Source organism: Shewanella sp. SG44-2 (genome assembly GCF_014164215.1).
In the GTDB taxonomy this organism is placed as follows: Bacteria; Pseudomonadota; Gammaproteobacteria; order Enterobacterales; family Shewanellaceae; genus Shewanella; species Shewanella frigidimarina.
This window is the reverse complement of sequence record NZ_JACJEU010000039.1, coordinates 22,693-25,705: the sequence shown is the minus strand read 5'-3', so window position 1 is coordinate 25,705 and position 3,013 is coordinate 22,693. Positions and strand designations below refer to the sequence as shown.

Annotated in this window: 5 protein-coding genes; all 5 read right to left on the bottom strand. The window is 36.2% G+C overall.

Features of this window, described 5'->3' with window-relative positions; genetic code table 11:
- Positions 1–140 precede the first annotated feature (140 nt).
- Positions 141–545, bottom strand: coding sequence for a flagellar export chaperone FliS (fliS, locus tag H5181_RS19035; protein ID WP_182751792.1), 405 nt, complete (start codon positions 543–545; stop codon positions 141–143).
- A gap of 6 nt (positions 546–551) precedes the next feature.
- Positions 552–872 carry a hypothetical protein gene (locus H5181_RS19030; RefSeq protein ID WP_182751791.1) on the bottom strand — a complete coding sequence of 107 codons (321 nt, stop codon included), beginning with the start codon at positions 870–872 and terminating at the stop codon, positions 552–554.
- Between the two features lie 10 nt (positions 873–882).
- A complete protein-coding gene (fliD, locus tag H5181_RS19025; RefSeq protein ID WP_182751790.1) occupies positions 883–2,250 on the bottom strand; it encodes a flagellar filament capping protein FliD in 1,368 nt (455 codons plus the stop codon).
- A 43-nt stretch (positions 2,251–2,293) separates the two neighbouring features.
- Positions 2,294–2,701, bottom strand: a complete 408-nt coding sequence (locus tag H5181_RS19020; RefSeq protein ID WP_182751789.1) for a flagellar protein FlaG — start codon at positions 2,699–2,701, stop codon at positions 2,294–2,296.
- Between the two features lie 126 nt (positions 2,702–2,827).
- On the bottom strand, positions 2,828–3,013 hold a 186-nt coding region (locus tag H5181_RS20625), incomplete at its 5' end, for a flagellin (RefSeq protein ID WP_259397086.1).

Genomic DNA, 3,013 nt, shown 5'->3' with positions numbered 1-3,013 from the left:
ATTAGGTATTTGAAATGGATACATGAATGGCATGTATAGTATTTATATGAAAAGTTGGAAATCATAAATTAAATACTAAGCCAGACAGCAAAAAAGACGCTAAGCGTCTTTTTTAGTTTAAATACAGTATGCTGTAACGATTAATTCGCTTCAGAAGTTAAGTTATGTTGATGTTGGGGAATAGCATCCCATCCTTCTTTGAGTGTTCTTAAAACAGCGACGGCATCATCGATAGCTTGAGTATCATTTTTCAAATTTGCTTCGGTTATTTTCATAATAATAAAGTCATACAACTGACTAAGATTTCCAGCGATCTCATCACCTTCATCCATATTTAAACTATTATTTAAACCATTAACGATTCCAACAGCTTTGCCGATATATATACCTTTATTTTTTAAATCATCATTTTCAATAGCATAACGACTTTGAGCAAGTCTTTCCAAACCACCAGCAAACATCATTTGAATAATGCGGTGTGGTGAGGCTACTGATAATTCGCTATCCAGCGACACCTTACGATATGATTGCAGTGAACTTCTCATGTTTACCTACCTATCTGAACTAATGTTTTTATAAGCATCAATTTTTCGCTTATTCGATTTACTTAAGTTAATTAAATCTTGACGATGGCGAAGAAGCTTAGTTGCTCTTGCTGAAAATAAATGCGATAACTCATAAGCTAGTGTCAGCTCTACTTGATCATTTTCATTGCTAAGTAATTCTCCAACTAAAAATTGACGATCTTTAACATACTCTAGCAAAGATGATACCAACTCATCGGATTCAAGCTCTTCAGCGGAAACGTTCTCAATTTTATCTAATAATGAATTAATTTGTTCATCTAGTTCAGAGATTTTCTTGATGTTCATGCTCACCTAACTATGAATTTCTTACAACACCTGGTAATGAGTTTAGGCGATCAAGCAATCCTGAACTTTGCTGATTTAAACTGGCAACAATAAGATCCATAGCATTAAATTGCTTGGATAATCTTGCTTCGAGTTGTTCCATTTTTAACGTAAACGCTTCACGTTGATCATCTAAACGGCTTGTTGCTTTAGTGTATGTTGTATTTCTACTATCAATTAAACCACCGGTTTTAACATAATTATTTGCCAAATCATCAAGTTTATTTGCAAGTCCTGTTGTTTCTGTTGCAAACAACCCTTCAACGAGATCCATATCACTATTGATTGCAGAAGTTAACTTAGCATCATCAACCGTCATTTTACCGTACCGATCAGTGCTTATTCCTATACTATATAAAGCCGTTTCCGTACCATCGACGTCAACACGTTGACTTACAAGATTTCGTAATTGCGATTCCAAAGAGCGAATTATCGAGTCACCTTGCAATGCACCAGCCTTTTTTGTATCTATATCGTACGACGATAACTGGTCTATCGCGCCCATTAAATTATTGTAAGCATCAACAAAACCAATAACAGTTTCTTTAACCGCATCATTGTCATTTGCAATGGTCAATATAGACTTTTCATTAATATCTGCTTTAGTCACATCGATTGTTACGCCCGAAATAGCTCCTTCGACACTATTAGTTTGTGAGGTAACTTTTTGACCATCGATATACATAATCGAGTTTTGAGCAGTTTGAAGCGTGGTTAAGTTAGCAGAACCGAACATATCATTTAAACCGGTTCCGCTTGAATCTGTAGCAGTAATAGCGACTTGACTGTCAGTCCCTGCGGTATTTGAACTAAATACAATTCTACTGCCTGCATCACTGGTCACAATTGAAGCGCTAACACCTGTATTATCTGTGTCACTATTCACTTTACTAGCAATAGTCTCAAGTGTATCTGCGGCATTAATAGCAACAGTAAAAGTGTTGCCTCCAATACTTAAATCTAAACTACCTTCGCCAACAGCTTGAGTTTTATCTGCAGAAAAAGCCGCACCTAATTTATGTGGCTTAGCTAGTTGCTCAACTTCAATATTATAGCTACCCGCTTGTGCTGACTTTGTTGTTGATACTGTAAAATAAGCACTGTCTCCGGTGGTAACTTTACGCTGATTTAAGGTATCGCCATCTTGTAATTTTGCCAATGCGTCTTGGAATGTTGATAGTTGACTTTTTAACGTACCTACAGCTGAAACCTTAGCTTTGATAGAGGCTTCTGTTTTATTAAATATGGTTTCTTTGGGAACCTTTTCGGCATCAACTAGAACACTCACAATGTTGCTGATATCTAAACCAGAACCAAGACCTGTTGCTGTTAAAGCCATAATAAACTCCCTAGAATCTTAAATCACGTATCTTTTTGACAGGTTACACTTCTATTTTCATTAATATACCAGAGACTTCACTTAATTTTTCAGCTAATTTAAGAGCTTCCTCACTGGGTATTTGCCTGATGACATCACCAGACTCAATATCTTGAACTTTAATCACCCTTTTACCCGAATCGTCATCAACAGAAAATTTTAATCCTTTTTGCATTATAGCCATCATTTCTGTCAACTCTTTAGCAACGTCATTCAATTCATCTTTTTCACTTTTCTGCACGGGTAAATTCTCAGCTTGATTTATAACTTGCACTGAGGGGGCTCTTTTTAATTCAGTAACCTTTTCATCTGACACTGTAACGATAAGCGGATCTTTGCTTAAGGCATTTTTTTCATCATCCGTTTTTGCTAAAAACTGGGCCGAATGATTATTAATGGTGTTAATTTCCATGATGCACCTCAAACTAAAAACGCATGTAACCGATTTGACAAACACAAATAGAGACTGAGACTGAAGACAAAGGGAGATCCGCTAACGGATCTCCCTATCACTATTATAGTCAATAATAGATAATGGTTATAATAGTGATAATGCTATTTGCGGTAACTGGTTGGCTTGAGCAAGCATCGCCGAACCAGTTTGTTGTAACACTTGGTTTTTAGTCATTGTCGCCGTTTCTTTGGCAAAATCGACATCAACAATACGAGATTTTGCATCTGCTATGTTTGCTTGGGTGTTAGCACTATTAGAAATGTTATAACT